The 24,256-nt window shown below is 68.1% G+C and carries 10 protein-coding genes; 6 read left to right on the forward strand and 4 right to left on the reverse strand.

Annotated elements, in window-relative coordinates; all coding sequences use genetic code 11:
• Positions 1-22 precede the first annotated feature (22 nt).
• The 3 genes from VD997_13255 to VD997_13265 form a co-directional block, all read right to left on the reverse strand.
• A complete protein-coding gene (locus VD997_13255) occupies positions 23-1,033 on the reverse strand; it encodes a MoxR family ATPase (GenBank protein ID HYE62957.1) in 1,011 nt (336 codons plus the stop codon).
• A 102-nt stretch (positions 1,034-1,135) separates the two neighbouring features.
• The gene (locus VD997_13260) at positions 1,136-2,722 is read right to left on the reverse strand and encodes a hypothetical protein (protein ID HYE62958.1); all 1,587 of its coding nucleotides are present in this window, start codon (positions 2,720-2,722) and stop codon (positions 1,136-1,138) included.
• Positions 2,719-13,710, reverse strand: a complete 10,992-nt coding sequence (locus tag VD997_13265) for a tetratricopeptide repeat protein (protein HYE62959.1) — start codon at positions 13,708-13,710, stop codon at positions 2,719-2,721. The genes VD997_13260 and VD997_13265 overlap by 4 nt, the downstream gene beginning before the upstream one ends.
• Before the next feature lie 252 nt (positions 13,711-13,962).
• Between VD997_13265 and VD997_13270 the strand changes: the two genes are divergently transcribed.
• The 4 genes from VD997_13270 (at position 13,963) to VD997_13285 (ending at position 18,419) form a co-directional block, all read left to right on the forward strand.
• Complete coding sequence (locus VD997_13270) at positions 13,963-14,688, forward strand: hypothetical protein (protein ID HYE62960.1); 726 nt, start codon at positions 13,963-13,965, stop codon at positions 14,686-14,688.
• A gap of 256 nt (positions 14,689-14,944) precedes the next feature.
• A complete protein-coding gene (locus VD997_13275) occupies positions 14,945-16,084 on the forward strand; it encodes a TerC family protein (GenBank protein ID HYE62961.1) in 1,140 nt (379 codons plus the stop codon).
• Between the two features lie 70 nt (positions 16,085-16,154).
• Positions 16,155-16,751, forward strand: a complete 597-nt coding sequence (locus VD997_13280; GenBank protein ID HYE62962.1) for a PGPGW domain-containing protein — start codon at positions 16,155-16,157, stop codon at positions 16,749-16,751.
• Between the two features lie 90 nt (positions 16,752-16,841).
• A complete protein-coding gene (locus VD997_13285; GenBank protein HYE62963.1) occupies positions 16,842-18,419 on the forward strand; it encodes a hypothetical protein in 1,578 nt (525 codons plus the stop codon).
• A 165-nt stretch (positions 18,420-18,584) separates the two neighbouring features.
• On the opposite strand, the gene VD997_13290 is transcribed toward VD997_13285, so the two are convergent.
• Positions 18,585-21,134: a hypothetical protein gene (locus VD997_13290; protein HYE62964.1), complete on the reverse strand. Its 2,550-nt coding sequence runs from the start codon at positions 21,132-21,134 to the stop codon at positions 18,585-18,587.
• 260 nt (positions 21,135-21,394) lie between these two features.
• Here VD997_13290 and VD997_13295 point away from each other — a divergent pair, with 260 nt between their 5' ends.
• Together VD997_13295 and VD997_13300 are read left to right on the forward strand one after the other, a co-directional pair.
• Positions 21,395-21,793, forward strand: a complete 399-nt coding sequence (locus VD997_13295) for a DUF2934 domain-containing protein (protein ID HYE62965.1) — start codon at positions 21,395-21,397, stop codon at positions 21,791-21,793.
• Positions 21,794-22,028: 235 nt separating this feature from the next.
• A complete protein-coding gene (locus tag VD997_13300) occupies positions 22,029-24,236 on the forward strand; it encodes a hypothetical protein (GenBank protein HYE62966.1) in 2,208 nt (735 codons plus the stop codon).
• Positions 24,237-24,256: the final 20 nt, after the last annotated feature.

Below are 24,256 nucleotides of genomic sequence, written 5' to 3' on the forward strand. Positions count from 1 at the left end.
GTCCTGCGCAACCCTCGAACACTCAGGCCGTCTTCGCCGCGGCGGGCTCCTGCACCGTCTCCAGCAGGCGCTTGAGCACCATGTCGCTGGTGATGCCCTCGGCCTCGGCCTCGAAGTTGCGGATGATGCGGTGCCGCAGCGCCGGCGCGGCCACCTCGCGGATGTCCTCGCAGCTGACGGTGTAGCGCTCGGCAAGGAGGGCGCGGACCTTCGCGGCCAGGATGAGGCTCTGCACGCCGCGGGGGCTGACGCCGAAGCGGACGAAGCGCTTGGTCATGTCGGTGGCGTAGGGCGAGTCGGGGTGCGTGCCCAAGGCGATGCGGGCGGCGTAGCGCTGCACGAACTCAGCCGCGAGCACCTGGCGGACGGTGTGCTGCATCTCGCGGATCTGGTCGCGGTTGAGCACGGGCTTGATCGGGGCCTTCTCGTCGCCGGTGGTGCGCTGGATGATGCCGAGGAGCTCTTCCTCACCCTGCGGGCGCACGTCGACCTTGAACACGAAGCGGTCGATCTGGGCCTCGGGCAGCGGGTAGGTGCCCTCCATCTCGATGGGGTTCTGAGTCGCGAGGACCCAGAAGGGGTCGGGGAGCGCGTGCGTCTTGCCGCCGACGGTGACGCTGCCCTCCTGCATCGCTTCGAGCACGGCGGACTGCGTCTTGGGAGTGGCGCGGTTGATTTCGTCGGCGAGCACGAGGTTGGAGAAGATGGGCCCGGGCTGGAAGCGGAAGGTGCGGCCGCCCTTGTCGTCGTCGTGGATGATCGTGGTGCCGGTAATGTCCGCGGGCATCAGGTCGGGCGTGAACTGGATGCGGGTGAACTGCATCTGCGTCGCTTCGCCGATGGTGCGGACCAGCAGCGTCTTGCCAAGGCCCGGCACGCCCTCGAGCAGCACGTTTCCGCCGGCCATCATGGCGGTGAGCACCTGGTCAATCACCGGCCGGTAGCCGACAATGCGCTTGCCGATCTCTTCCGCCAGCAGGTGGTAGCCCTTCTGGAACTGCCCCACCCGCTCCTTGCTCAGCTCTTGATGCATGACTTCCCCGTGCCACGGCCGTGCTCTGACGGTCGTGTTCGCTTGACGACCCGTGCCACGATCATGTCCTCATGACCGTGCCTTCAACGCTGGAACCCCGCCTCACTCCGCCGGCTTCTCCTCGCCCGTGCTCTCACTGCTCTTTTCCTCCGAGCCCTTCTCCTCCGGTTCCTGCGGCCGGATGGCCTTGAAGTACCGCTTGAGGTACTCGCGCTGCGAGACCGGCATGCTCTCGAGGTCGAGGTCGGCCTCGGCCTTCTGCACGAACTCGGCGTACATCTCCTCGTATCGCTTGCCGCTGCGGGCCTTCTCGTCAGGGGACACGACCTTGAACGTCGCGCTCTCGCCCTGCTGCTCCATGAGGTCGGTCAGCTCGGGCGTGCGCTTCTCGTCGCCCTTGTTGAGCTTGCCGCCGTCCCACTTGGCCATGGAGCCCCAGCCGGCTTTGAGGCCGCCGCGCCCCGCGCGCTTGCCAGGCTTGTCGCCCGGCTTGTCGCAGAAGCCGCCCTCGCACTCCTCGCAGCCGTCCTCGCAGCCCTGGCACTTGCCCTGGTTCATGCGCCGCTTGAGCTCGTCGAGCATGCTCTTCTGCTTGCTCAGGCGGTCGCTCTTCTGGTACTTACCGGCGTTCTTCTTCATCTGCTCGCTGAGGCGCTTGAGGGCCTCGGAGAGCTCCTTCTTGTTCATCTTGCTCGCGGCGCTGGCCGCGTTCTGGCACTCGCTCTGGAGCTCCTTGTCGGCGTCGAGCTGCTCGGCCAACTCCTGAAGGTCCTGCGCCATCGCCTCCATCTCTTCGGCATCGAGGGCCATCTGGTCCTCGCTCATCTTGCCGGCGGTGGCCTTGAGCTCTTCGCTGGCGCCCTGGTACTCGCCGGCCTGCATCTTGGCCGCGAACTGCTTGAGGGCCTCGCTGCGGGTCATGGCCTTGGCGGCCTTCTTGAGGGCGAGCTCCTTGGCGCTGATCGCCTTGCGCTCTTTCTCGACCTTTTCGCTGAGGCGGGCAATGTCCTTGAGCGCGTCCTTCTTGTCCGGGTTCTCCTTGAGCTTCTCGGCGAGCTTCTCCAGCTCGCGCTGGAGCTCCTCGTCTTCGGGGGTGAGGGGCTTCTCGAGCTTCTCGAGGTCCTTCTTGAACTCATCGGAGATCTGCGCCCACTCGTCGGGGCTGATCTCCGGCGTCACCGCATCGGCGGCCTGCAGCTTGGGCTGCGGCAGGACCAGCAGCATGACGAGCAGCACCAGCGCCGGAACCGGCGCCCACCGTGCCGTGCGCGGCACGCGCACGGGCAGCGCCGCCGCGGGGGCGGTGCCCCGCACGTGCGCGATGGCATCCTCAAGGACCAGGGCCGCACGCTCCTTGTGCGGGTCGTTGACGAGCTGCAATGCGCTGGCGAAGCGGTCCTGGCTTTTGCCGGCGGCGTCGAGCGCCCGGGCCAGCGCCAGGTCGCTGATGGGCCGCAGCATGCCGGCCGCGGCGCCGACCAGCACGCCCGCACCCATCACAAGAGCGGCGACCGTGACCACGCGCGGGATCTCGGTGATCCCGCCCAGCCACATCGCGAGCGCGACGACGCACGCCAGCCCGCCGCCGACGAGCAGGCCGTCAACGCCCCAGCGGAGGGCATTGAGCCCGCGCTGCCGCCGCCGCAGACCCGCCAGGAGGACGCCGATGGTTCCAGCTGCATCGCTCATTTGATCAGCCCCTGTGCTTCCGCGGCCAGCTTGTCACCCGGGTTCGTGTACAGCGCCTGACGCGCGAGCCTCTCGCCGAGCGCCTTGTCCCCCGCCTTGCCCGCGGCCAGGGCCGCGTAGTAGATGGTCGGAGCGTCGTACGCCTCTTCGCCCGCCACCCGCTGGGCCGCACGCCAGGCCTCCAGGGCCTCCGCGTGCCGGTTCAGCTTGTACAGGCAGTGTACCGCAATCGCCCCGTTCTGATCGCAGGTGGGGTCCAGACGACGCGCAGTCATCACCGCGTCCAGCGCCTTCGCGTAGTCCTCGCCGTACTGCTTGCTCATGTACAGATCGGCCAGCTGCGACCGCAGGCTCGCGTCAGCCGGGCGTTCCTTGATCTGAGCCAGCAGGAGCTGCTCCTGTGCGGCAGCTGTTTGGTGTGCCTCCGCCTTCTTGCCCGCGCGGTGGAGGGCGTAGGCCTTGGACGCGAGCAGGTGCTCTTTGGCTTTGGGGTCGGTCTCCTCGGCCATTTCCTTGTCGAAAAGGCGGGCGGCGTCGGTCCAGAGCCCGTGGCTGTAGTACGCGCTGCGGAGCTCGTCGAGGGTGAGGTCCTCCTCGCGGACGCGGGCGTCGAAGCGGACGCCGATCAGGTTGGCGAGCACCGGGATGGTGGGCGCGTCGTACATGCCGCCGCCGTAGTAGCGGCCGTAGTTGTAGTTGTACTGGTACCCGCCGTAGCGGTACATCATGGCCGAGGAGCCGTACGACATCCACGCCCGCCGGGCCTGGCGGCCGTCCTCGCCGTCGATGTTCATCGTCAGCTCGGGCTTGAGGCGGCGGGTGTTGGGCCGCTCCTTCACGCACTGGGCCAGCAGCTTCTGCTCGAGGGCGTCGGCCTCCGCGGCCTTGCCCAACTTGCGGAGCATGACGAGGCGCGCGAGGTCCACGTCGTTCTTCATCGTCGACGAGGACTTCTCGGCCTTCGCGAGCACCGCCTCCAGCTTGTCGAAAGCCTTGGTCTTGTAGCACGCCCACACGTAGTACGTGAGCTGCTCGGAGGAGATGATCTTGTCGGGCTCGTAGGCCTTTTCGATAAGCGCGATCACCTTCGCGGCGTCCTTGCGGGCCATCGCATAGGCGAGCAGCTGCTGGAACGTGCGGGTGCCGCCCCAGCCCTGGCCCACGCTCTGCTCCAACGCCTCGAAGCGCGCCGCGACGGCGGGGTCGAGCAGGGCCAGCTCCCAGAGCTGGTCAACCTCGCCGCGCACGGGGATCGCGGGCGGCTCTTCCTCGTCCCACACGGGGGTGCGGAGGGCGGCGCGGATGCGCCACAGCTCCTGCGCGGCGTTGCTGCTGCCGTAGTACCAGCGCCAGGGGTCGCGGGTTGAGCTGCCAAGGTCGGGCGTGTCGGCGGAGAGCAGGGAGGCGAACAGCGCGTTGGCCAGCTTGCTGCGCCAGGCCGCCGCGTCCTCGCCCTTGCCGATGGCCGCGGCGGCGGCGCCGGCGGTCCCCCACTCCTCCTGCGGGGTGCGGGCGGCGAGCGTGGCGTAGGCCTGGTGGGTGAGCTCGGCGTGCCCGCACTGCCACAGCAGGGACCGGACACTGGACTGCCAGTCGCCGCCCTGCTGGTCGTAAGGGTCGCGGTACGAGTAGGACGACCGCATGTACGGGATGCCGCCGAAACCGGCGTAGCGCGAGGAGTACGAGTAGGAGTACGAGTAGGAGTACTCGTCGCTGTAGCCGCCGCCCTCCATGCGACGCTGCATCGCCTTCATCGCGGTGCGCAGTTCGTCGGCCTTGCCCATGCGGGCGAGCAGCTCGCACGCGTGCCCGCCGTAGACCTGCCACAGCGTGCCGTAGGTCTGCACGCCCTGCGGACCCTGCGAGTGCTCCATGCCCTGCCACATCTGGCCGCCCGCGGCCCCCGCCATGGCGATCTGCGAGGTGCCCATGCGGCTGGCCTGGTCGAGCATCTTCCGGGCCATCTGCTGGAGCGAGGGCTCGTCGTGCTTGTACCACGCGGTGTGGCGGCGGGGCTCGAGCCACGCGACCAGCGTGCTGGTGGTCTTCTGCGCGAGCGCGTCGTCGCCGGCGAGCCCCGCCGCAAGGATGAGGCCGCGGAGGGCTTCGACCGAGGGCGTCTCGCCCGAGGTAAGCGCGGTGAACGCCTGCACACCCGCCTTGGGGCCTTGCGTCGCGAGCACCATGAGCGCGGTGTCGGCGGGGCGGTCGCTCCTGGCCTTCGCGCCCTCGGCCCCGAGGCGGCACACAGCGCGGTACCAGGGGCTGTCGATGCTCAGCACCTGCTCGGTCTTCCAGAAGCGGTCGAGCGCGAGGGCGAGTGCCTCGTCCTTCTTGCCCGCCGCGAGGTACACCTTCAGCAGCGACGAGAGCGACTGCGGCGGGATCTCACCCGAGGCGTGCATCTTCTCCATGCGCGAGACGACGCCCTCGAGCTTGCCCAGGCACGCCAGCAGCATGGCCGCCTGCTCGGGCTCCTGGGTCTCGGCCACGTCGGCCGCGAGCACGGGCTCGAGCACGGCGATGGCCTTCTCGGCGTCGTCCTTCAGGAAGTGCACGAAGGCCTCGTGCAGGGCCCAGCGCTCCTTGCGGGCTGGGGCGTCCTTCTTGATCTCCTCCAGCAGGGCGAGCGCCTCGTCGTGCTTGCCGAGCTGGCAGCACGCGTGGAAGTGCTCCATCTTGATCGCGAGATCACCGGGCTTGGCCGCCTGCCAGCCCGCGAGGGCCTGCTTGAGGTCGGCCCACTTCGCGCCGCGCTTCTGCAGGCTGATGACCAGCTGCGAGAGGCGGGCGTCGGTCGGGTCCTTGGCGGAGTCCTCGGCGAGCTTCTTGAGCGTGGCCTCGTACAGGCCGTGCCGGGTCAGCAGCTCGAAGATGGAGTCACCGAGCATGCTGCCCTGGCCGCGCTCCAGCTGCTCGTTGCCGCCGCGCTGGGCGTACATCTGCTCGTACATCGAACTCTGATCGGCGCTGGAGTCCCAGCGGTAGCTGCGGACGAGCAGGTCGATGGCGTCCTGCACCTTGCCCGACTCCGCTACCATCGCGGCGTACTGCGTGATCATGTTCCGCCCGTAGCTGTTATCGCTGGCGACGATCGCCTGCCGCATCAGCTCAAGGGCGCGGTCTTGTTTCCCATCATCCCACATCAGCATCGAGAGGCGCGGCAGCTTGCCCTCCACACCCTCGCCGTCGCCGCCGACGAGGTACAGCCGCTCGGCCTTCACGCGATCGCCCAGCTTGAGGTAGATCGACGGCAGCAGGTCGTCGCCGCTGCCGCCCCAGTAGCTGCTGTAGCGCGACGAGTAGCCGCTGTAGTACGGGTTCGCACCGGGGCCCGTGGGCGTCATGCCCGCGCCGGGCTGGGCCTGACGCGTACCCGCCGCGGCCTCCTTGAACTGCTTGCCCGCGAGCACCAGCTTGAGGCGGTCGCGGTACTGCGCGATGGTGGTCTGGTTCGAGCGCTTGAGGTAGCTGAGGGCCCGCGCCGCTTCCTTCCAGTCGCCCTTGCGCTGCTGCACCTTGGCCCACAGCTGCCAGGTCTGCGGGTCGTGGGTGCCCGCGTCGATCTTGGGCTTGAGGGCCTGCTCCAGCATGTTCCAGTCGCCGGTGAGGGCGCCGAGCATCACGCGGTACTCGCCGGCCTTGTCTCCGGCTTCCTTCTCGAGGTAGTCCATGACCGCCGGGTCGGCGGCGAGCATCGCGGCCCACTCGGTCATCGGCGCCGTGGTCTCGGCGGGCTCCTCCTCCTCGTCGGCGCCGTAAGGGTTGTAGCCGCTGTAGGAGTAAGAATTGCGGCGGGAGTCGCGCGGGTCCTGCACGCCGGTCTTGTTGAACACCTCCAGCATGTGCGGGAGCATCGCCATGCGGTCTGCGCGGGCGTACGCGAGTTCCGCCAGCCCAGTGCGGGCCAGGATGTTGTCGGGGTCGAGCTCGACGGCGCGGGTGAAGGCCTTCTCGGCCTCGTCCCAGGCCTCTTTCTCTTCGTACTGGCGGGCCAGCGTGACGTGCGTGCCCGGCTTCTGGAGGTTGGCCCGCTCCAGCCACTTCGCCACGGCCTTTTCGCGCTCGCCCTTCTCCCACAGCAGGTCCGCCAGCAGGGCGCGGTAGCCCTGGTAGTCGTGCTCCATCGAGCCGTCGGCGGAGACGTCCTTCTCCTGCAACTCCAGCAGCTTCTCGTACGACGCGATCAGCTCATCCAGCGGCGCGGTCGCCTTCACCAGGCTCACCTTGGTGGCCAATGCCTGCGCCAGCAGCGCGGGGATCTTCTCCGCCTCGGCGAGCACGCTCATCACGTCTTCGTGGCGGCCAGCTTCTGAGTAGGCCGTGATCAGCGACTGGTAGTTGCTCCAGTCGTTGGGGTTCTTCTGGATCTTCTCGCGCATGAACGCGGCGTACTTGTCGAGCTGGCCGGTCTTGCGGGCCATCATCGCCAGCATCTGCGTACCGTCGCCGCCGCCGCGGTAGCTGTAGGGGTCCTGCTCGCCGGTCTGGTGCTTCGCGGCCTCGGCGATGGCGTCGAAGGCCGCCTCGGGCTTGCCCTCGAGGGCGGCAATCGCGGCGCGGAACTGCAGCAGCGCCGGCAGCTTCACCTTCTGCACCGCGAGGGCATCCTCGACGAGCTTCTTGGCCTCGTCCGTGCGCCCGCGCACCAGGCAGATGGTCGCGTACGCGGTCTTGGTCTCCTCGATCTTGGGGTCGATCAGCTTGGCGTAGGTCTCGAACGCCTTGTCCTTGTCACCCTTGTCCCAGTACACGTCGCCCAGCTTGCAGAGCATGAACGCACGCGGGCTCTGCAGGGCCGCGTACGCCGCGTACTGCGCGGGCATGCCGGGCATTGTGACCTGCTTGGGCTGGTTGTTGATGAACTTCTCGGCGAGCGCGACGGCCTTGTCGTAGTCCTTCCTGGCGAGGGCCGCGTCGATCTGCTTGGCCACCATGCCCTGGTCGGCGTTGCCTTCGTCGACCTGCTTCTCCGCCATTGCGTCGGCCTTGTCGGGCCGGCCCAGGCTGCGGTGCAGGCCCATCACGAGCTTCACGGTGTTGGCGTCGGTCGGGGCCGCGGCCCGCCGCTCCTCGACCAGCTTCTCGACCTCCTCCGCGAGCTTGGGATAGAGCGCGAAGACTGTCTCGAGCGCCTGGAAGGGGCTGCCGGCCTGGTCGTTGTACATGCCGTACACGCCGCCGTACTGCACCTGCTGCTTGCTCTGCTCCGCCACGGCGTCCATGATCTTCTTGGCCGCGCCGGGGAAGTCGCCCTGCAGGGCCATCGCCTGCGCGACCGCGAAGTTGGTCTCGTCGCCGCCGTAGGGGTTGCGCCGCTGGCTGCTCTTGGCCTTCTGCAGCATCGCCACGGCCTCGTCGTACTTGCCGAAGTACTGCAGCAGCGTGCCGATCCGCACGTACGACGCGGGGTCGCGGGGGTCGCCCTGCTCCTTCACGATCGTGAGCGCCTCCTCGTCCTTGCCGGCGGTGAGCAGCTCGTCCACCAGGCGCCAGCGCAGCACGCGCTTCTTGCGGTCATCGCTCTCTTTCTCGATCTGCAGCTTGAGGGCGGCGACGAGCTTCTCGCTGTCGCCCTTGAGCGTGTAGACCTCGACGAGCAGCTCGTGCAGCCCCTCCAGGTGCGGGGCGTCCTTCGCGAGCTGCTCGAGGATGGCGGCGCTCTTCTCGACCTCGAGCGAGTAGTAGTACGCCTTGGCGAGGCGCAGCTTGGTCTTGAGATTCTCGGGCTGGGCGGCGCTCTCGGCCTCCAGGCTCGCGAGCGTGACCTCGGGGGCGGCGCTCTGGGGGCTCATGGCGTTGATGCGGCGCTTGACCTCGGCCAGGGTGCCAAGGTCGGAAAGCCCGCGCCGGAGCATGCGGTTGCACACCTCCACCGCGAGGTCCTTCTTGCCCGCGGCTTCCAGCGAGTCGGCGAACGCCAGCTGCACGCGCTCGTCGGCGGGGGCGTAGACCGCCAGCGTCCGCAGCACGGGCAGCATCTTGCCCGTCAGCTGCCGCTGCTGGATCAGCTCCGTCACCTGCCGCACCAGCTCGTGCCTGCGCCCGGTCGCCTCCCCCACCGCCCGCTGCATCGCGTCCCCCGCGGCGATCTCGTTCTTCTCCGCCAGGTAGAGCTGCGCCAGCCGCATCCAGCTGGTGGAGCGGTCCAGCTGCCCGCCCGAGCCGTAGCCGTACCCGTACCGCGAGTTGCTCCAGCGGTAGCTCCAGTTCCAGTAGTCGTTGCGTGCCGAGGACAGCGGCTGCGGGCGGCTGGGCGTGATCGCCAGGTCCCGCATGCCCCACTCCCGCGCCTGCTTGGCCAGGCGAGTCTTGCACTCCAGCACCTTCTTCTCCCACGCGATCGCCTCGTCCATCTTCTGGCGGGCCTGCGCGACCTCGCCGAGTGTCTGCAGCAGGCCGAGCTCGTCGGGGAAGTCGGTGCAGTAGCGCTCGTACACCTTCTGGGCCGCGTCCCAGTCGCCCGAGCGGTCCAGCACTTCCGCCAGCTTGCAGGCCGCGGCGAAGTAGGCGACGCTCGACTTCAGCGGGCTCTCGCTGCTGGCCTTGAACGCCGCGGCCGCGTCCTCGAAGCGCTTGGTGTACAGCTCCTTCAGCTTGTCGTAGAGCTTGTACTCGTCGGCCACGCGCCGGGCGCGTGCCTCCTGATCGGTGTCACGCAGGAAGTCGTACAGCTGCACCAGGGCGTCGCGCTTGCTGAACGCCTCGACGATGCTGCTGAACGCCTTGTCAACGGCTCCCTCTTCGCCGTACCACGAACGCTGGGCCGTGCTGCTCAGGTAGACCTGTTGGAGCAGCGGGTCGCCCGCCACCTTGCCCGCCGCCTTGAGCCCCTCCTGGTAGAACTCGTACGCGAGGTCCTCCTGCTTGTGCAGCTGGGCGGTGTCGCCGAGCATGGTCCAGCGGTCAACATCCGGGCCGCGCTTGGGCGTGAGCTCCTTCCAGATGCCCCTGGCCTCCTCCATCCGCTCGGTCTCGGCGAGGATGGTGCCGAGGGTGAGCTTGGCCCGCAGGTAGCCGGGCGTCTGCACGCCCGTGCCGTACCAGCTCCAGCCCGCGCCCAGCGTCCACTTGTCGGCGATGTCGGCCAGCAGGTCCTCGGTGACGCGCAGCTGGAGCTCCAGCGGCAGCGTGCGCACGAACTCGCGGCGCACGCGCTCGATGGTGCCCGCGCGCATCCCGTCACGCTGCGCCCCCAGCAGCTCCACCAGCTTCCGCCCGTGCGGCTCCGCCTCCTTGTACTTCTCGCCGCTCACCAGCAGGTCGGTGAGCACGCCCAGGGCCAGCGTGTCGTTCCCGTCCGCCTGCACCACCCGCGTCAGCAGCTGGGCCGCCTGATCGGTGTTGCCCTCGGCCTGCCTGATGACCGCCAGCTCCAGCAGCTCATCGCGGGTCAGCTCCTCCTGCTTCTTCGCGTTCAGGCGCGAGAGCTCCGCATCGCGCAGGGCCGGCTTCCGCGCGATCAGGTTGTACTGCTCGACCCTCAGGTGGTCGCGCTGGCTGCTCTTGCCCAGCCACGCCTGGTGCTCGACAGGGTACTTCGCCGTCTCCAGCTCCCGCAGCATCTGCAGCGCCAGCTCCGGCTTGTTCAGCTGCGAGCCCAGCAGGTCCGCGGCCTTGTCCTTCAGCACCGCGTTGTCGGGCTGCGCCGCGATCGCCTTCGTCAGCACCTCCTCGAGCTCAGCGATCAGGCCGTTCTCCATGAAGAACGCCACGCCCCGGTCGAGGTTGCTCTTGGCCTGCTGCCCGTAGCCGTAGCCGTAGTACGAGCTGTAGTACTGCGAGTAGGCCGCGCTCTGCATGGCCGACGAGTAGCTGCCGTAGCCGCCGGCGTTCTGCTGCGTCTTGTCCTCGCCCACCCCCGCGCTGAACAGGCGGGCGGCGACGCTGGCCGCGCCCGCGCGGTCGCCGCTGCGCAAGAACGCCGTCGCCAGCTTCTCGATGTTCCACACGTTGCCAGGCTCGAGGTCCAGCAGCCGGCGTGCCGCGGCCAGCGCCTCGGGCGTCTTGCCCGCCGCCTCCAGCGCCGCCACGAGGTTGCGGTGCAGGGCGTAATCGTCCGGTTTCTGCCGGATGCCCTCCTCGAGCACGTTCACGGCGTCCTCAAGCAGGCCGTTGTTCTTGAGCAGCGTGCCCGCGTACATCTTGTGCTGGATCTGCTTCCACAAGCGGCGGGCCTGCTCCACCTGCCCGCTCTCAAACTGCGTCTTGCCCAGTTCGCCGAGCACGTAGTCGCGGTCGATCTGCGGGAACCGCAGCACCTTCTGGTACCCCTCGATCGCCTCGTCAAACTTCGCCAGCCGCCGCAGCAACTCGGCCCGCGCCAGCGACAGGTCCACGTCGCGGGCGTTGTGCCGCAGGACCATGTCCAGCAGCTCCATCGCCCGCCCGTACTCGAACTCGCTCACCAGCAGCTGCGTGAGGGCCCGCGCCACCAGCGTGTTCTGCGGGTCGGTCTGCACCTGCTGGTGCAGCTCGTCGATGAGCTCCTCGAGCGTGCCCAGCTGCGTGCACGTCTCGTGCAGCTTGGCCAGCGCCTCCTGCGCGCGGTCCATGTCGGTGCGCTGCAGGGCCACCGCCTTGAACGCCGCGGCCGCCTCCTCGTACCGCCCCGCGCCCGCGAGCGCCTTGCCGTAGTCCAGGCGGGCCTCGTGACGGTCGGGCTGGGCCCGAAGGGCCTTCTCGAAGTACGGCAGCGCACGGTCCGCCTCCTCCATCCGAACCATCTGCTCCGCCACCGCGCACTGCGTGGCCACGTTGGTGGGGTCCGCCGAGGCCATCGACTCCAGCGTCGTCACCGCGCCGGCCTTGTCGCCCGAGCGCACCTTCACGTCCACAATCGCCTCGTAGAACTGGCGGGCCCGCTGCGGGTGCATCTGGATCAGCTGCGTGTACGTCCCGATCGCCGCGTCGATGTCGCCCGTCGCGTCCTGCAGCTTCGCGAGCTGCGTCAGGGCCTGCTCGTGCCCGGGCTGCACCTTCAGCACCGCGTCCAGCGCGGCCCGCATGGTGGTGAAGTCCCGCTGCGTGTCCGCGGCCTTGGCCAGGATCAGCCACGCCATCACGTCGTCAGGCTTCGCACTCGTCCGCTCCTTCTCCGCCTTGACCAGGTCGTCGAGCTTCTGCGCCGAGGCGTACATCGAGACCAGCGTCGACACCGCCTCCGCCTGCTGCACCGCGCCCTGCGCCTTGTCCACCAGTGATCGCCGCACGGCCAAGGCCTGCTCCAGTTGCCCGCTGCTGATGAGCAGCTCGGCCTTCACCGCCGCGTACTTGGCCTGGTCGGGCGCGATCTCGCACGCCTTGCTGATCGCGGCGAGGGCCGCGTCGAGCTTGCCCAGGCTCCGCAGCGCCCCCGCGAGCGCCGCCTGCACAGTCGCGTCGTTGGGGCTGGCCGCTCCCAGGCGGTCCAGCGCCGCCGCGCTCTTCTCCTGATCACCCTTGAGGAGCCACATGCGGCTCAGCGCGATGTAGGGGTCGGCCTGCTTGGGCTGCACGGCGATCGCCCGCTCGTACGCCTCACCCGCGTCGTCGTACAGCTCGTACGCCTCGAACAGCGCCCCCAGCCGCAGGGCCAGGGTGGGGTCATCGACCTTGGAACACAGCACCTGCCGCCACTGCCCACGGGCACCGTCGACCTGGTGGTTGTTCGCGAGGAACTGCCCGTAGCTGATCATCAGCTCGGTGTCCTGCGGGTGCTGGCCGATGGTCCGCTGGTACTCCGCGCTCGCCCCCCCGATGTCGCCCGCACGCTCCAGGAACTCCACGCGCTTGGTGCTCAGCGCCAGGTCCTTGGGGAAGAGCTCGACCGCCGTCGCGAGGGTCTGCTTGCCGTCCTCGACCTTGCCCATCGCCCCTTGCACATCGGCGAGCAGCACGCGCATGCCCGTCTGCTCGGGGGCGCGCTTGATCTGCGCCTCGCAGTACTTCGCAAGCTCGTCCAGCTTGTTGGACGCCCGGTAGAGCGTCACCACCCGCTCGTGCAGCTCCTTCTGGAGCCAGTGGTCGCTCGCAAGCAAACCGATCGCCTCGACGTAGCTCGCAATCGCCTCGTCACGTTTGCCCAGCTTCTCCTGCGCGTTGCCCAGCTCGCGCAGCACCTCGCACTTGCGGTCGATCTCGTTGCCCACCAGCTTGAGCATCTCGCGGTAACGCTTCACCGCGCTCTCGTGCAGGCCGCGCTGGGTGAGGGCCGTGGCCACCGCCTTCTGGTGCAGATAGTTCTCGGGGAACTTCGCGGCCAGCGTCTCCAGGGCCGCGGCGGCGTCGTCCTTCTTGCCCGCGCGGAGGTACAGGTCCGCCAGCGCCTCGCCCAGCCGGATCTGCTCGGACACGCTGCTGGCGAGGCCCTGCGCCTCTTTCAGCACGCGCTCGGCGCCCTCGTTGTCGCCCGTGCGCTGGTACACCTCGGCCTTGAGCACCAGCAGCTCGCTGTTCTGCTTGGCCAGGTCCGCCGGCAGCCGCTCGATGCCCTTGAGCGTCTCGCCGGCGCCCGCAGCGTCGCCGGCCCGCAGCTGCAGTCGCGACAGCACGATCTTCAGCGCCACCTGATCCGGCAGCGCGGCCACCTTCGCCTGGTACTCCTTGATCAGGTCCGGCAGCTTGTTCCGCTTGAGGGCATCCTCCACCAGCCCGTTGAACGCCGGCCCGTGGAAAGGCCGCCGCTGCAGCAGGCTCTGGAACCGCGCGATCGACTCCTCGCCCGAGAGCTCCTGGCTCTTCTCGCCGGGGGCCGTGACCTTCGGCTTCTCGCCCTGATCCTGCTTCTGGCCTTCATCCTCGGGCTGCTCACCCTCGGCCTCCTGGGCCTGCTTCATCAAAGCTTCGAGCTGCTGCCGCATCTCGGGCGTGAGCTCGGGCATCTCGTCGTCCTGCTGCGCCAATGCCGCGGGCGCGAGCACCCCCAGCGTGCCGGCCAACGCGTAGATCCACGCCGCGCGCACGGACACCCCCGACGCCCCATCCGCCCGCATCGCCCGATTCAGCATGAGCAAACCCCTTGTGAGCGCCTCGCGGGCGCCGCGTGCTACTGGCCGACCAGCCTACGTGAAGCGCCCGCTCCCACCAATCCGTTCAGCAACAATCCGCAACCTACGAACACAGACACCGCGACGTTCATCTTGGTTTCGCAATCGCAGATGGGCTTTGCCGTTGCGTCGGCTGACGCGGGCCCACCGCATTCATAACTCAACAGGGCGCAAGAGTTGCACACAAACCCCAACCCGTTACAGTCAAAGCACATGCAGCCCCGCTGCAAATCCTGCGGCTACTCGCTCGCGGCCCTGTCCGCCGGGCCCTGCCCCGAGTGCGGCACTCCCTTCGACCCCGCCGACCCTTCCACCCTCTACCACCCCGCGCAATCTCTCATGGCCTGCGTCGCCCTCCGCCCTGCACGCTGGCTGCTCGTCCTGCACGGGCTCGTCGCACTCCCCTACACCCTGATGCTCGACAGCCCCAGCCGCCTCAAGGACGAGGAACTGCTCCCGCTCGATCTATTGGTCATCTTCTTCCCGGCGCTCGCCTGGATGCTCGGCTTTGTGCCGCACCTCGGCGGGCGCTGGCTGCTCCGCGCCCGGCACATCCCGCGCCCACGCTGGTCCAAACGATGGCTGGTAACGCCCGCCCTCATTGCGTGCATCATCACCGCTCACCGCCAGAACCTCGTGTGGAACGTGCGGTGGTGGATCGCCCGACCAGCGCTGGAGCGGTACATCGCCGATCCCGCGGCCGCGCCGGCGCGGATTGCGGGGTACGAGGTGGTCGAGATCGAGCGCCTGGAGGGCGGCGCCACCGTGCTCCACCTGGGCTGGCCCGACACCCTCTACTCCGATGGCCACCCGCAGCTCATCCATATCCCTCAGGGTGCACCCGACCCCAAGCGCACGTTCCCATTCGGCGCCCGCTACCCGGTCCCGCGCAACGCCGACCTGGGCCACGACTGGTACGCTTGGGTGGACGAGACGTAAGTCCCCGCCGCTACTGCTTCTTCAGCTCCAACCCTCCTCTGTGCCTCTCCGTGCTTGTCACTCCGCCACTCGGTCAGTCCGTCACTTCCCCCCGCCCTACACTCCGCCCACGTGTCGGGGAGTAGCCCCCCGCCGGTCACCCGGTGGGCGGAGACGGCCGTCAGCACGGGGTCTGGGTCCAGGCCCCCGGCCCCTCCAGGCAGCGCCAGGCAAGACCACACGACCTGTGGTCTGATTGCGCCCGGAGGTCCCCCGCGTGTTCGAACTCTCACCGATTTTCTGGCTCTGGTCGGGTTTCGTCGTCTTCATCCTGGCGATGCTCGCCATTGACCTGTTCGTCCTCAACCGCGAGGCCCACGTCATCCGCGTGAAGGAGGCGATGGTCTGGACGTGCGTCTGCATCGCCCTCGCCCTCATCTTCAACCTCGCCGTGTACTTCATCTACAAGCACAACTGGCTGGGCATCGCCGACCAGTTCCTGGCGACGCACAAACCGGAAGCCGGCCTGACCGATGTGGTGGCGTCGGGCCACAAGATCGGCATGAAGGCCGCGGGCGAGTTCCTGGTGGGCTGGCTGATCGAGTACTCGCTTTCGCTGGACAACATCTTCGTGATCGCGGTCATCTTCGCCCACTTCCGCGTGCCGCTGCAGTATCAGCACCGCGTGCTCTTCTGGGGCATCCTGGGCGCCCTCATCCTCCGCGCCATCATGATCCTCGCGGGCGCCGCCCTCATCTCCCGCTTCGAGTGGATCATGTACCTCTTCGGCGCCTTCCTCATCTTCACGGCCATCAAGCTGCTGGGCAGCGATGAAGAGCCCGACATCGAGAAAAACCTGGTCCTCCGCTGGGGCCGCAAGCTCATGCCCATCACTAAGGGCTACCACGAGCAGAAGTTCTTCGTGGTGGAGGCGGGCCGCAAAATGGCGACGCCGCTGTTCCTGGTGCTGCTGGTGGTCGAGGCCACGGACGTCGTGTTCGCGGTGGACTCAATCCCCGCGATCTTCGGCATCACCCGTGACCCCTTCCTGGTCTTCACGAGCAACGTGTTCGCCATCCTGGGCCTGCGCTCGCTCTACTTCGCCCTCTCCGCCCTCATCCGCAAGTTCGAGTACCTCAACTACTCCCTCGCGGCCATCCTCGCCTTCGTCGGCGTCAAGATGATCATCGAGCAGCACCCGCCCGCGTGGGCCAACAACATCATCGGCGACCTCACCGGCTACCACTGGACCAACGTCCACGTGCCCATCCCCGTCTCGCTCGGCTTCATCGTGCTCAGCCTCACCGCGGGCGTGGTCCTGTCGCTCCGGGCCGCCAAGGCCCATCCCGAAGGCCCGCCGCCTACGCCACCCGCCCCCGAGGTGGTCGACGAACCCCAACCCAAGATCCCGCAGTAATCCCGTGCCGTTCTGATACCGATCCTCACTTTGTCACTCCGTCACTTTGACACTCGTCACTTAGCCCCCCTTGACCAACGAGCATCTTGAAATCCTGGCCTGGTTCGGCATCGGCGTGCTGGTCACCATCGGCCTGCTCGCCATCGCCTCGGCCCTCAAGCTCAACCGCCTCACCACCGAGCAGGCCACCCGCTTCGTCAACGTCGGCCTGCGGCACATCAAGCGCTTCATCATCCTTGTAGTCGGCGTGACGGTGATCCTCGCCGGCATCGTCATGCTCATCGGGCCCGGCCCCGGCCTGGTGGTGATCCCCATCGGCCTGGCCGTGCTCGCGACCGAGTTCCTCTGGGCCCGCCGCCTCCTCAAGCAGTACAAGAACTACGCCGTCAACCTCAAGCAGCAGGCCGACAACAACGAGGTCTCACGCCCAAGGCCCCTCCTCGCGGCCTTCGTCATCCTCGCCACCATCGCCGCCGTCCTGGCCCTCATCTTCCTCCGCGAGCTCCCCTGGAAGCCGGTCATGGCCGTAGCAGGCCCCATCTTCGGTGCCGAGGTCTTCTGGTGCGTCCTTATGTTTCAGCGCTGGCGCCGCCTGCGCACGCCCGCCTCAGCGCGACCCACCCCACTCCTCCCACCTTCACACCAGCCGCCCGCAGAACGGTGCTGATCGCCGGACTCTGACACAAACTTTGCGACGATCTCCTGCTTGCGGTATGCGCCGATATTGCTACGGTGGCCGCCTTTCCGGAGCCGCCCCATGCGCCCGTCCAGCGATCTCGTCGTTCGCCTCACGCCAGCCCTGCTCATCACCCTGACCGCCGCGAGCGCTCAAGCGCAGTGCAGCCCCGGCTGGGTTCCAGGCGTCTCCGCGCCCTTCAGCACCACCGTCCGTACCACCGGCGTCCTCCCCAACGGCGACGTGCTCGCTGGCGGCAGCTCCGGCACGATCGGAACCACACCCATCCACCGCCTCGCCCGCTATAACCCGTCCTCAGCCACATGGTCCAACGTCGGCCCGACCGCGGCGAGCAATGGCGCAGTCTGGGCCGCTCAGCCCCTTGCCACCGGCGACATCATCGCGGCTGGCACCTTCTCACAGCTCGGCGGCGTCACGGTCAACCGTGTGGGCCGATACAACGCCGCCGCTGATACCTGGTCCGACCTCGGCTACGGCACCAACGGCGGCACCGTCCTGGCCATCCTCCCTATGCCCAACGGCGACTTCTACATCGGCGGCAACTTCCAGCGGGTGGCCGGCGTTCTCCGGCAGCATGTCTCACGCTGGAACGCGGCCAACGGGACCTGGGCCAGCCTCAACACGGGCATGAACAGCTCATTCGATGAAGTCCAAGCCCTCGCCCTCGCGCCCGACGGGACCATCATCGTCGGCGGCGCCTTCCTCACGACGACCGGCGTGCTGGGCTCGCCACGGATCGCCCGCTATCACCCCACCACCAACTCATGGTCGGGCCTGGGCAGCGGTGTCGATAACGCCGTCATGGATATCGAGGTCCTTGCGAATGGCGACATCATCGCCGCCGGTTACTTCGCGACCGCCGGCGGCATGCCCGTGAACCGCATCGCCCGCTATTCGCCTTCGACGAACCTCTGGTCCCCTGTGGGCGCAGGAGTCAACGCATCGGCCAGCCCGTACATCAAGGACCTCTGCCGCCTGCCCGACGGGACGCTCGCTGTCGGCGGCAACTTCACGCTCGCCGGGGGCCAGGCCGCAGCGCACATCGCCCGCCTCGACCCGGCCACCGACACATGGTCCAACATCGGGACCGGTCTGGCTTCTGACATCGAGCACATGGCGGTGACCGCGTCCGGCGACCTGGTAATCGTCGGCAGCTTCGGGTCCAGGATCGTGCAGTGGTCCTTCGGAGGCGCGGCCCCCACGATTAACGAACCGCCCGCTGACCTCACGGTCTGCACCGGCTCCGGCGCCTCATTCTCCGTCACGGCAACCGGGGCCTCGTCGTACCAGTGGCGCTTCAACGGGTCCGCGATCGACACAACGCTGAATCCGTCGGGCGCGTCGGCAACCCTCGTGATCCCATTTGCAGCCCCGGAGCACCAGGGCCAGTACGACTGCGTCATCACCGGCGCCTGCGGCTCAGCCACGAGCAGCGCTGCCACGCTGAGTGTTCACTCCGCCGACTTCAACAACGACGGCGACATCGGCACCGACGCCGACATCGAGGCCTTCTTCGCCTGCCTGGGTGGCGCCTGCTGCCCCACCTGCGGCACCTCCGACTTCAACGCCGACGGTGACATCGGCACCGACGGCGACATCGAGTCTTTCTTCCGCGTCCTCGGTGGCGGTCCCTGCTGATCACCAATAGGAACCCCGACCATTAGGAACCCCGACCGTCAGGGAGGGATACAGCCGCGCCCCGCGGCTGTGCCCCCAACCGCACGAATCGCTCGAACGAAAAGAGGCCCGGCGCACCCGCGCCGGGCCTCGTCATTTCCAGTTTCAGTTCTCACTCTTCGGTTCTCAGCACGTCCCCCCGCCCAGCACGCGGAAGAACGCCTCGATGTCCTGGTCCGTGCCGATATCACCATCGCCGTTGAAGTCGGCACTGCTCGTGCACGGCGGCGGCGGGCACGTCCCGCCCAGGCACGCGAAGAACGCCTCGATGTCCGCGTCCGTGCCGATGTCCCCGTCGCAGTTGTAGTCGGCCGTGCCGCAGCCGCCCACGGCCACGCTGGACAGCGTCAGCACGCCCGCGCCCGTGCTGCCGGCGTACCCGCCGACGCGGATGAGGTACTCCTGCCCGGCCGTGACGTTCCACTGCGTCCACGAGTGCAGCCCGCTCGATGTGGTGCAGTTCACGCTGCCGTCGTCGTCGTTGCACGTCAGCACCGACCCGCCCGCAACCGGGCACGACGCCCCGTACACCGCCAGGTCCGTGTCGTAGCTCGAGCCGCACAGCGCCGCCGTGGCCACGCCGTCCACCGTCGCGGTGTAGCGGTACCACAGGTCGCTGCTGATGTTGGGGTCGCTGAAGAAGTTGCAGTTCTCCGGCTCGCTGGGGCCATCGGTGGTCGCCCCGCACGAGTTGTACGTGTACACCCCGTCAGCCACCGGCGTCGCGCTCGCGCAGTTGTCGTTGGGCACGCTCCGCCGCACCTCCATGCCCCAGGTGCCCGAGGCCCCGTTGTAGCCCGAGAGCCGCACGTAGTAGGTCGTGCCCGCCGTCAGCGCCGCGCTGAACCACGAGTCGCGGATGTTGCCCGACGCGCAGTGGGCGTTGAAGTCGTCGTCGTTGCACGCCAGCTGGTTGGCCGTGGTGCCCGGGCAGGCGCTGTGCAGCGACAGCACCGGATCAAAGCTCGAACCGCACGTGGTGAACTCGTACACGTCCGAGCACGTGGGCGTGAAGCTGAACCACACGTCCTTGCCAGTCTGGAAGCCGCAAGAGGTGCCGCCCTCGTTGTTGGCGGTCGTGTTGCTGCCGAACACTGGCGAGTTCACCGCCAGGGTCAGGGGGCTGCCGCAGGTGTCGTTGCTCGGCGCCGCGGCCGTGATCGTCACCTGCTGGGCATCCCACGTGTCCGTGTCGTTGTTGCTGGTGTCCACATCGCCCGGCGCATCCAGCTCCACCCCGATGAAGTACGTACCCGGCGCCACACTCGCCGGGATGAACGGCCCCGGCACGTTGAACGTCACGCTCGACATGGGGCCGAAGTCCCATGTGTAGTTCCACGTCCCTAGCAGCGTGTCACTGGCGCTGATGTTGTTGTTGCTCGAGAGATACACCCGCAGCGTGTACGTCTGGCTGCCCGGGTCGGCGTTGCTCGCGTTCGTGAGCAGCACGTTGGTGCCGCCCGGGAAGCTCGTCCCCGCCTGCGCCGTCGTGGCCGCCGTGCGGAAGCGCAGCGTCTCGGGGTCGAACCCCGCCCCGCGCGTCCCGGTGATGAAGCCGCCCATGTCGGTGACGAACTGCTCCCACAGCTTGGCGTACTGGCCCTGCGTGCTGCGGTTGCTGTTAGAGCAGATCGCATGCACCAGGCGGCTGGAGCCGTCCATGTAATACGCCCCGCTCCCGCTCATCCCGCCCCACACCGCCGTGGTGCAGCCCGCCGAGGTGTTGAACCGCAGCTGGTTGCCCGGGCATGAATCCCACGTGCCCGACAGGAAGTACATCGTCGTGCCCGTGTGCAGCCCACCGCCGCATGTCTGGGCCGGGTAGCTGAAGTTGTTGTACGTCCGCCCCTGGATCGTTCCGCAGTCAAAGCCCCACGCCCACCCGAACGAACCCGTCAGCGCCCCCGCCGAGCGGTCCGTGCAGCGGATCAGCGCCACGTCGTTCTCGAAGCTCCCGCTGTTGATCCAGGTGTTGCTCGCCTGGTAGAACGTCCCGCTCATCCAGCCGAAGTTGTTGATCACCTCCGTCCCCGTCGGCGCGGCATAGGGCCCGTTCACGCTCACGCCGTCCCAGCCCGGGTACACGTAGATGATGTCCGCCCAGTTGTTCACCGTGCGCGTCGTGCCGCCGCTGTCGGTGAACGTCCGCATGTACACGCAGTGCGACGCCGTGATCACCACGCCCGGGTCCTGCATCGAGCCCGAGCCCGCGAACCACCACTGGTTGCCGCCCGTGTCTGTGAACCGCATCGCGATCTTGCAGTTGGGCGAGCGCGGGTAGCTGTCCAGGCTCCCCGCGACGGTCATGCTGCCGAAGCCGCTCAGCGGCTCGGCGTCGATCGGCGTCGCGGCCGTCGCGGGCAGCATCCCGCCCCCCATCCCGCCCGACAGCCCCGATGGCGGCATCACCGGCAGCACCATCTGCTGCCCCGTGCGCGCGTCGTAAACCGTCGACCCGGGATGGAACGCGCCGGGCGCTTCCGCGGGCTCGGGCATGGGGATCGGCGGGATCAGGTGCAGCGGCGGGTGCTGCGGCAGTGGCGCCGGCGCATCTCCAATCCCCGGCTGCCCAGGGCCATGGTCCCCGCCCACAGGGTCGATCACCTGCGCGTGACCAGCGCACGCCAGCAGCACACCAGCGCACACACCAACGCGTGCGGACACCCGGGTCGTCATACCGCCTCCTTGTACTCAAGTACCCCTGGGACTGGCACGCACCCGCGCACCACGAGGGCCGCAACCTACCGCCGCCTGCGCCTTCATGCAAAGGAAATCCCGGCGCCCCCACCACTCATCCACACCTGCGTTTTCATCTCTGCTGCGCTCCAACCCCCGTACCCACAAGCACGTCCAGCCGGTCATCCCATCTTTACAGGCCTTTCATCGCGAGCGCCGCCCGCACCGGTACGCTCCGGATCGCACCAGGAGCGCCCCCCATGCCCGAAGAGACCCGCACCCGCAACAACACCCGCAAGCACACCGAAGCCGGCGAGGGCAGCCGCGCGGCCTCCGCCACCAGCACCGCCCAAAGCCGCCGCATGACCGACCGCCTCGATGAGTCCGGCGCCCCTGTCCTCAACAACAACGACGGTATCGGTCGCGCCGGCAACCCGGCCTCGCCGCCTGTCACCGGCGCTTCCCTCGGCCAGAAGATGGGCAACGCCCAACTCGACCCCGAGACCGCCATCCTCGAAGAAATCCGCATCAAGGCCTACGAACGCTGGCTCACCCGCGGACAGCAGCCCGGCTCCGCGGAAGAAGACTGGCGCGAAGCCGAGAAGGAGGTGCGGGGAAAACTGTGGAGCCGCGGGAGCGGGACCGAGCCCGGGATCTGAGCCCGCGCGCCGTTGACGGAGTGCACCTCTCCGCCGCGCCCGAGCCCGATCTCGACTTCATCCACCCCAGTGGCCTGACAGTTCGCACGCTTATCACACCCCGCTGGCAGCGATCCGCCAGCCTCCCACGCACCTCCCGCGTTGTCCAATAAACCCTGGATCCAACGCGCCTTCGGTCCAGCCATACGCGTACGTCTTGCAATCGGCTTCGCCGGTCCGGTACCCTGCGCAATGAATGAAGATCATTGCTTCCCTTCTCGCAGTCACCCTCCTCGCCACGCTCACGGCCCGCGCCCAGAACTGCTCGGGCTGGTCACCGATCGGTGACCCTGCGCCGCGGGTAGGCGCGTCCTTGGCTTTCGATGCGGCGCGCAGCTGCGTTGTCATGTTCGGTGGCAGCAGCGGTGGCTCCGGCATCGGCGCCTACTCGAGTGAAACCTGGCAGTTTGACGGGCGCGACTGGACGTTCCGCACGCTCGAAGGCCCGCGCCGCACCTCCTACGCCCTCATGGCCTATGACCCCGTTCGGCAGCGCACCATGATGACGGGCGGTACGGCCGTCCAGATCTTCGGCCAGCCCGCGCCCGATCAGCGCCAGACGTGGGAATGGGACGGCTCAGAGTGGACGATGCGGGGCCTCGCGCCAGTCCATCTGTCCGGCGGCATTGACTACATGCCCGGCGTGGGGATCGTCGTCATCCGCCCCAGCAGTTCCGCGAACAACACCTCCGAAGCCTACCGCTGGGATGGCACGGGCTGGACGCTCCTTTCCCAGCCGCTCCCCTACTTCAGTCCGCCAATGAGCTGCGCTTACGACCCCAACCGCGCGGCGATGATCATCGCCGCGGGCAACGGCACCTTCGCATGGGACGGCGCAACCTGTACCCAGATCGCTCCCGCGACCCCGGCCTACCCGCGGTCGATCCGCTACATCCCCGCCCGAAACACCGTCATCGGCTTCGTGTTCTCTGGCCCGGTCATTTACGAGCTCCGGCCCGCCGGCTGGACCGCGATCACCGGACCCACGGGCATGAACGTCTCCGATCCCAGCCCCTCGGCGCCGCTGCCCGACGGTGGCCTGCTGATCTTCGGCGGCGCCGCCACCAGCGACTCGCGCGTCAACTGCTGGCGGTTCGATGGCACAACTATCTTCCCCATCCCACGCCGAGGCCCCATCGGCACCGAAGCACCCGCCATGGCCTACGACAGCGACCGCCATGTTTCCGTTGCGTTCAGTGGCCGGCACGGTCTGTCCCAACTCCTCGACACTACCACGTGGGAGCTCCGCGGCGAAACTTGGCTGCTCCGCGCCTCCTCGGGCCCGCCCGGCCGCTTCGACGGCTCCATGGCCTACGACCCTGTCGCCCGCCTGTGCCTACTCCAAGGCGGCAACGCCAACGCCGTGACATGGTCATGGAACGGCCAAACGTGGACGAATCTCGGAGGCTCCGGCCCCACCGGCGACGGGACCATGACCTGGGACAGTGCCGCTCAGAAACTGGTGTACCACGTCAACAGCGACGCCCGTCCGTGGACCTGGAACGGAACGACGTGGGTCGGCGCCTCTCCCTACACGCCTGTGATGGGCTCACAAGCAGGCGTTGTTTTCGACGCCGACAGGGGATACTTTATCGCAGTCGCCCGCGCCGCCAGCTTCGGCACCTACCGATGGACCGGGTCCGCGTGGACCACCCTCATCAGTCCCCGCCAGACCTCCGAGTACCAGCCCCTCATGGTCTACTCACAGCGCCTCGGAGGCGTCCTCCTGTTCGGTGGATTCAGCGGACTCAATAATGACGGCGGCTACCCCAACCGCACCTACTTCCTCGGCTCCACCGCGAGCAGCTGGGTTGACCTCAACCTCCGGGGACCCTTGGGTCGCAAGTACGCCGGGTTCGTCGACGATACCGCCGCTGAGCGCATCATCATGTACGCCGGCCTGGCCAACCTCCACACCCCGCGAGATACCTGGAAGTTCGCCAGCGGTCCGGCCGCGGTCGCGATCCAGCCCCAGCCCGCAACCGCGCCGCAGGGATCAGCCGCCGAACTGTTCATCATCGCCAAGGGCGGCGGCGTCATCAGCTACCAGTGGCGCCGCAATGGTCAGCCGCTCGCCGACGACACCCGCATCTCGGGCGCCCGCACCGACACCCTCGTGATCGCATCCCTCGGCAACACCGACGCGGGCGACTACGACATTGTCGTCACGAATGCCTGCGGGACGGATACCAGCGTCACCGCGACGCTCACCGTCACTTGCCAGAGTGACTTCAACGGCGACGGGGATATCGGCACCGACCAGGACATCGAGGCCTTCTTCGCCTGCCTCGGCGGCAGCTGCTGCCCCACATGCGGCACGGCCGACTACAACGGCGATGGCGACATCGGTACTGATCAGGACATCGAGTCCTTCTTCCGCGTCCTCGGTGGCGGGGTTTGCTGACCCGGTAGGGCACACTCGAA

Source organism: Phycisphaerales bacterium (assembly GCA_035627955.1).
Classification (GTDB): Bacteria; Planctomycetota; Phycisphaerae; order Phycisphaerales; family UBA1924; genus JAEYTB01.

Bases quoted from the DNA above. Each gene is read 5' to 3' on its own strand.
- VD997_13255 (HYE62957.1), bottom strand. From the start codon at position 1,033: ATGCATCAAGAGCTGAGCAAGGAGCGGGTGGGGCAGTTCCAGAAGGGC.
- VD997_13265 (HYE62959.1), bottom strand. From the start codon at position 13,710: ATGCTGAATCGGGCGATGCGGGCGGATGGGGCGTCGGGGGTGTCCGTG.
- VD997_13260 (HYE62958.1), bottom strand. From the start codon at position 2,722: ATGAGCGATGCAGCTGGAACCATCGGCGTCCTCCTGGCGGGTCTGCGG.
- VD997_13285 (HYE62963.1), top strand. From the start codon at position 16,842: ATGCGCCCGTCCAGCGATCTCGTCGTTCGCCTCACGCCAGCCCTGCTC.
- VD997_13270 (HYE62960.1), top strand. From the start codon at position 13,963: ATGCAGCCCCGCTGCAAATCCTGCGGCTACTCGCTCGCGGCCCTGTCC.
- VD997_13300 (HYE62966.1), top strand. From the start codon at position 22,029: ATGAAGATCATTGCTTCCCTTCTCGCAGTCACCCTCCTCGCCACGCTC.
- VD997_13295 (HYE62965.1), top strand. From the start codon at position 21,395: ATGCCCGAAGAGACCCGCACCCGCAACAACACCCGCAAGCACACCGAA.
- VD997_13290 (HYE62964.1), bottom strand. From the start codon at position 21,134: ATGACGACCCGGGTGTCCGCACGCGTTGGTGTGTGCGCTGGTGTGCTG.